This window comes from uncultured Cetobacterium sp., assembly GCF_947039425.1.
In the GTDB taxonomy this organism is placed as follows: Bacteria; Fusobacteriota; Fusobacteriia; order Fusobacteriales; family Fusobacteriaceae; genus Cetobacterium_A.
The window spans coordinates 1-5,983 of record NZ_CAMQYW010000108.1; the positions used below are offsets into that span (position 1 = coordinate 1).

The window sequence follows — 5,983 nt, forward strand, 5'->3', positions numbered from 1 at the left end:
ATTTTTTATTCCTGATTCCTTTGCTGATATTGCTGCTGCTAAACCTGCTGGTCCTCCTCCAACAATTAGAAGTTGTGTATTTATAGGTTCTAAATATGCCACTGGCTGTTCTGGAGCTTTTGTTTTTATTGTTATTCTTCCATAATCTTTTCCTGCCTCTTTCATTGCAGAAGCAACAGCCCTTTTAACTCCGAGCGATGTGTAAGTCGCTCCTGAAACACTATCCACTATTGGACTTTGTGCCTTTAAGATTCTCTCTTTTATTATAGGAAATGCTCTTTTCATTACAGGAGCTGTTTCTTTATCTGAAATTACATTTAAATCAACTATTTTTTCTCCATCTGTTACAACATTCAATTTAATTTCCCCACCAAATCCATTTCCTTTAGCAATAAACTCCTTTTCTTTTGAATACGTCATCGTTGCTAAAGCTCCAACCATTAATAAAAATATTATTTTTTTATTCATTTCCCCTCCAAAATTGTTTTAATTGTCTCAATTATAAACAATACAAACTGTTTTGTAAATATTTTTTTGAAATTAAACTCACAATAAAGTATTTATAAAAAATAACATTTATTGATTTTTCCCTTGAAAACAATTATACTTTAAGTGGATAAATTAACTAAAAAATAACCAAAGGAGAAATTTATGAAAAATTTAAAAATCAATACTTCTTCAGCAGCTTATGAAGTTACTATTGGCTCAAATTCTGTAGAAAAAATTTCAGAATATACAGATAATTATGACAAAATTTTACTTTTCTCTAACAATAAAGTTGGAGATTTATATAAAAATAAACTTCTATCCCTTCTTCCTAAAAATAAGACCTTTTATTTTCAAATTAATGATGGAGAACAATATAAAAACATTAATTCAGCAATGGATATATATTCATTTTTAATAGATAAAAATTTTTCTAGAAACTCTTTAATTATATGTCTCGGTGGTGGAGTTATCTGTGATCTTGGTGGTTTTGTTGCTTCGACATTTATGAGAGGAATTGATTTCTTACAAATACCAACTTCTTTACTTGCTCAAGTTGATGCTAGTATCGGTGGAAAAGTAGCAATTAACCATCCCCTTGGAAAAAATTTAATTGGAGCTTTTAAACAACCTATTGGAGTTTTAATTGATACTAATTTTTTACATACACTTTCTAAAAAAGAATTTCAATCTGGAATGGGTGAAATTATAAAACATAGTATTCTTATAAAAGATAAAAGTTATTTTGATTTTTTATTTACTAATAGTAAAGATATTAAAAATTTAAATAGTAATTTTATAAATGAAGTTATTTATAAATCTTGTCTTATAAAAAAATCTTTTGTTGAAAATGATGAATTCGAAAAAGGTGACAGAGCTCTATTAAATTTAGGACATACTTATGGACACGCTCTTGAAAATCTATATAACTACCAACATATATCACATGGTAATGCCATTTCAAAAGGAATCATATTTGAACTATATCTTTCTAAAGAGTTAAACTTTGTTTCTCAAGATAAAATAGATTCAATAGAAACACTTTTTAAAAAATTTGATATAGATTCAACACCTATATTTATAGAAAATTCAATACTTTTAAACTTAATAAAAAATGACAAAAAAAATATTAATAATAACATTAATTTCATATTGCCTCACGATAGTTTTTGTGTAAATACCTCTGTTGACAGTGATCTAATTTTAAAAGTGAACTCTAATTTTAAAAATAATTTTCTTAAAGCTGTTATAGACATTGGAACCAACTCATGTAGATTATTTATTGCTCAAGTAAATAAAGAAAATAATGATTTAAAAATAATTACCCCTTTATATAAAGATTTAGGAATTTCAAAATTAGGAAAAAATTTAAATAATAGTGGTATTCTTTCTCAAAAATCCATAGATAAAACTTTTTCCATATTAAAAAGATTCAAAACAAAAGCTGAAAATATGGGTGTTAATGAAATTATTGCTTTTGCTACATCAGCTACTAGGGAAGCTAGTAATGGAGGATTATTTGTTGAGTCTATAAAAGCACAATTTAATATAGACACTGTTGTTATTCCTGGTGAAATAGAAGCTAAGCTTAGTTTTAATAGCAATTCTGTTCTTTACTCTGGTGAAATATTAACTCTTGATATTGGTGGAGGAAGCACAGAGATTACAATTGGTACTTCTAATGAAATATCTTATATTAAAAGTTTTCCTATTGGAGTTGTCAAATTAACAGAGATGTTTTTTAAAGAGGATAACTACTCTTTAGAAGCAATTAATTCAGCAAGTTGCTATTTAAAGGGATTCTTTAAAGAGATTTCTAAATTTAAAGATCAAAATTTTTCTATTATTGGAGTTGCTGGAAGTGTCACTACAAATGTTTCTGTTCTTAAATCAATGAAAAAATTTGAAGAGGATAAAATTGATAATTTTAATTTGACTTATACTAATTTAAAAGATAATTTAAACTTATTTCTTTCTCTCCCATTAAAAGAAAGAGAAAATATTATAGGATTAGAAGCTAATAGAGCAGATGTTATTATTTCTGGTAATATTATTCTTTTAACCATTCTTGATTTATTAAAGAAAAACTCTTTAATAGTGTCTACTAAAGACAATCTTGAAGGGGCTATGGTATTAAATATTTAATTGTTTTTTTATTCTTCAAATGATATAATTTTTTGTGCTTACATTTTATAAAAAACAACACAAGGAGGAACAATGAAACTTTTATTAGATAAATGCTCAATTGGTGGTTGAGCAAGCAAAATTGGACCGGAGGTCCTTTCTAATTTACTAAAAAACCTTCCAAGTGTGGAAGATAAAAATTTAATCGTAGGATTTGAAAAATCAGACGATGCTGCTATTTATCAATTAACTGATGATATAGCACTTATTCAAACATTAGACTTTTTTACACCTATGATAGATAACCCATATTTATTTGGACAAATTGCTGCTGCCAACTCTTTAAGTGATGTTTATGCTATGGGTGGAGAACCTAAAACAGCAATGAATATTGTTTGTTTTCCCGAAAAGGAAAATTTAGAAATTCTTGGAGAAATACTAAGAGGTGGAGCTGAAAAAATAATGGAATCTGGAGCTGTCCTAAGTGGTGGACACTCAATTCATGATCCTGCTATTAAATATGGACTTTCTGTTACTGGAATAGTTAATCCTAAAAAAATATTTAAAAATTATGGTTCTCAAGCAGGAGATATTTTAATAATAACAAAACCTTTAGGTACTGGAATTATTTCTACAGCTTCTAAAGTTGAAACTATAGCAGAAGATGTTAAAAATGAATGGATTAAACTTATGACTACATTAAATAAATATTCAGCTGAAATTATTAAAGAATATCCAGTTTCAGCATGTACTGATATTACTGGCTTTGGATTTTTAGGACATGCTTATGAAATGGCCTCAGCTTCTGAAAAAACTTTTGTATTAGAACAAGAGCTAATTCCATATATCAATGCTTCTAAAGAGTTTGCCAAAGAGTTCTACATAACATCAATGGGACAAAAAAATAGAAACTATTTAACTGATAAAATTGATATTTCCTCTGTTCCATTTTGTTTACAAGAGATAATGTTCGACCCTCAAACTTCTGGTGGCTTACTTTTCTCTATTCCAGGAAAATATAGTTCTGAGGTTATGAAAAAATTAAATGACTTGGATATTAAGTCATCTATTATAGGTACAGTTGAAGAGTTTAACAAAAAATCTATTATTGTAAGATAATTTAAGGAGAAATATGAAGACTAAACAGAATTTATTAAGAACCTTACCAAAAGTTGATAAATTAATTGACTCTCTTTTAGAAAAAGATTTTTTTAAAAACAAACCTTATAAAGAGGTTTATACTGCTGTTGAAGAAAGTATTACTTTTTTTAGAAAAGGTATTCTCAACGACACAATTATTAATTTTTCAGAAACAGATATGGAAAATAAAATTACTCAAATTCTCTCTAAAAATTTAGAATATAAATTTAAAAGAGTTATTAATGGTACTGGAACTATTTTACATACTAACCTAGGAAGAGCTTTATTTTCTGAAAATCTTTTAGATCATTTAAAACATTCTCTAAAAGGGTATAGTAATTTAGAATTCGACTTAGAAACAAGCAAAAGAGGAAGTCGTTATTCTCATATAGAAAACTTAATCGCTAAAGTTACTGGGGCTGAAGCTGCTCTTGTTGTCAATAATAATGCTGCTGCTGTTATGCTTTGTTTAAATGAATTTAGCAAAAATACTGAAGTTGTTATTTCAAGAGGAGAGCTTGTTGAAGTTGGTGGTTCTTTTAGAATTCCAGATATCATGGAACTATCAAATGCCAAGTTAATTGAAGTTGGAACTACTAATAGAACTCATCTTAAAGATTACGAAAAAGTAATAAACGAAAACACATCTATGTTATTAAAAGTTCATACTTCTAACTATCATATTTCTGGATTCACTACCTCTGTTTCAAATGAAGAGTTAGCTAATTTATCTAAAGAATATAATCTTATCTCTATGGAGGATCTGGGAAGTGGAGTTTTAATTGATTTTTCAAAATATGGTATAACAAAAGAACCTACAATTGCTGAATCTTTACAATCAGGAATGGATCTTGTTACTTTTAGTGGAGATAAACTTCTTGGTGGACCTCAATGTGGAGTTATTGTTGGTAAAAAAGAACTTATTAACCGTCTAAAGAAAAATCAGTTTTTAAGAGCTTTTAGAGTTTGTAAAATGACTATTTGTGCTCTTGAATTTATTTTTAAAGAATATATTGATGAAAAAGAAGTCGTTAAAAACAATCCTACTCTCAATAGAATTTTAGAAGATTCTAAAGTTACTTTTGAAAGAGCAGAAATTTTAAAATCACTTCTTGATTCTATTAATTTAAAAACTGAAATTATTGAAACAAAAGCTATTATTGGTGGCGGTTCTATGCCTAACGCTACAATTAAAAGCTTTGGTCTTGCTATTAAAGATATAGATGGAACAACTCTTGATAAGTTCTTTGCCACAGGAGATAATCCTATTATTGGTAGAGTTCAAAATAATGAATTTTTTATTGATTTAAAAACTATCCATAGTGATGAATATTCTATTATTTTCAATAAATTTAAAAAATATATTAACTGTGATTTTTAATGTGTAATATTGTAATTGGTACTGCTGGTCATATAGACCATGGTAAAACAACACTTATTAAAAATTTAACAAATATAGATACAGATACGCTTATTGAAGAGAAAAAAAGAGGAATCACAATAGATTTAGGGTTTGCTTATTTAACAATGCCCAATGGTAAAAAAATAAGTATTATTGATGTTCCTGGACATGAAAAATTTATAAAAAATATGATTGCAGGCTCAAAAGGAATAGACTTTGTTCTATTCCTTATTGCTTGTGATGATGGTATTATGCCTCAAACTATAGAACATAAAGAGATTTTAAAACTTATGAATATTAAACATGGAATTGTTATTCTTTCAAAAACTGATTTAGTTACAAAAGAAAAAATAAATATATTAAAAAATGAAATATCTACTTTTTTTAATGATAAATATTTTAATAATTTTCCTATTATAGAAACTTCATCTAAAAATCCAGAATCCTTTTCTAATCTATATAATATAATTATTTCTCAAATTAAAAAATTAAATATATCTAAAGTAAGTAAAGATTTTAAATTGGATATTGATAAATTTTATTCTATTAAAGGAGTAGGTACAGTTGTTAGTGGTACCTCTATTGGTTCTATTTCTAAAAATGATTTTTTAACTCTCTACCCACAAAATGTTAAAGTTAAAGTTAAAAATTTAGAAGTCCATGGTCAATCACGGGATTTTATTAAATATAGGACTCGATGTGCTATTAATATTTCAAATATAAATTCAAAAGATATTTCTCGTGGAAATTTTCTTAGTAATTTTAATAATTTTATACTCTCTAATATTTTCGATATCTCTTTTAAAGGTATAAACAATTCAATTCCTGCAA

General features: G+C 26.8%; 5 protein-coding genes. 4 read left to right on the top strand and 1 reads right to left on the bottom strand.

Annotation, left to right across the window (positions count from 1 at the left end; genetic code table 11):
- Positions 1-468, bottom strand: a 468-nt coding sequence (locus Q0V09_RS06705) for an FMN-binding protein (protein ID WP_297487835.1), incomplete at its 3' end; no start/stop codon positions are given.
- Between the two features lie 183 nt (positions 469-651).
- Here Q0V09_RS06705 and aroB point away from each other — a divergent pair.
- From aroB to selB, 4 genes are all read left to right on the top strand, one after another.
- Positions 652-2,631, top strand: coding sequence for a 3-dehydroquinate synthase (aroB, locus tag Q0V09_RS06710; RefSeq protein WP_297487837.1), 1,980 nt, complete (start codon positions 652-654; stop codon positions 2,629-2,631).
- Positions 2,632-2,703: 72 nt separating this feature from the next.
- On the top strand, positions 2,704-3,729 hold the full coding sequence (selD, locus tag Q0V09_RS06715) for a selenide, water dikinase SelD (protein ID WP_297406760.1): 1,026 nt from the start codon (positions 2,704-2,706) through the stop codon (positions 3,727-3,729).
- Positions 3,730-3,742: 13 nt separating this feature from the next.
- On the top strand, positions 3,743-5,131 hold the full coding sequence (gene selA / locus Q0V09_RS06720) for an L-seryl-tRNA(Sec) selenium transferase (RefSeq protein ID WP_297406762.1): 1,389 nt from the start codon (positions 3,743-3,745) through the stop codon (positions 5,129-5,131).
- Positions 5,131-5,983 (top strand): selenocysteine-specific translation elongation factor (selB, locus tag Q0V09_RS06725; RefSeq protein WP_297487839.1); only part of this gene is annotated, 853 nt, incomplete at its 3' end. The genes selA and selB, both read left to right, overlap by 1 nt.

Bases quoted from the DNA above. Each gene is read 5' to 3' on its own strand.
- selA (WP_297406762.1), top strand. From the start codon at position 3,743: ATGAAGACTAAACAGAATTTATTAAGAACCTTACCAAAAGTTGATAAA.
- aroB (WP_297487837.1), top strand. From the start codon at position 652: ATGAAAAATTTAAAAATCAATACTTCTTCAGCAGCTTATGAAGTTACT.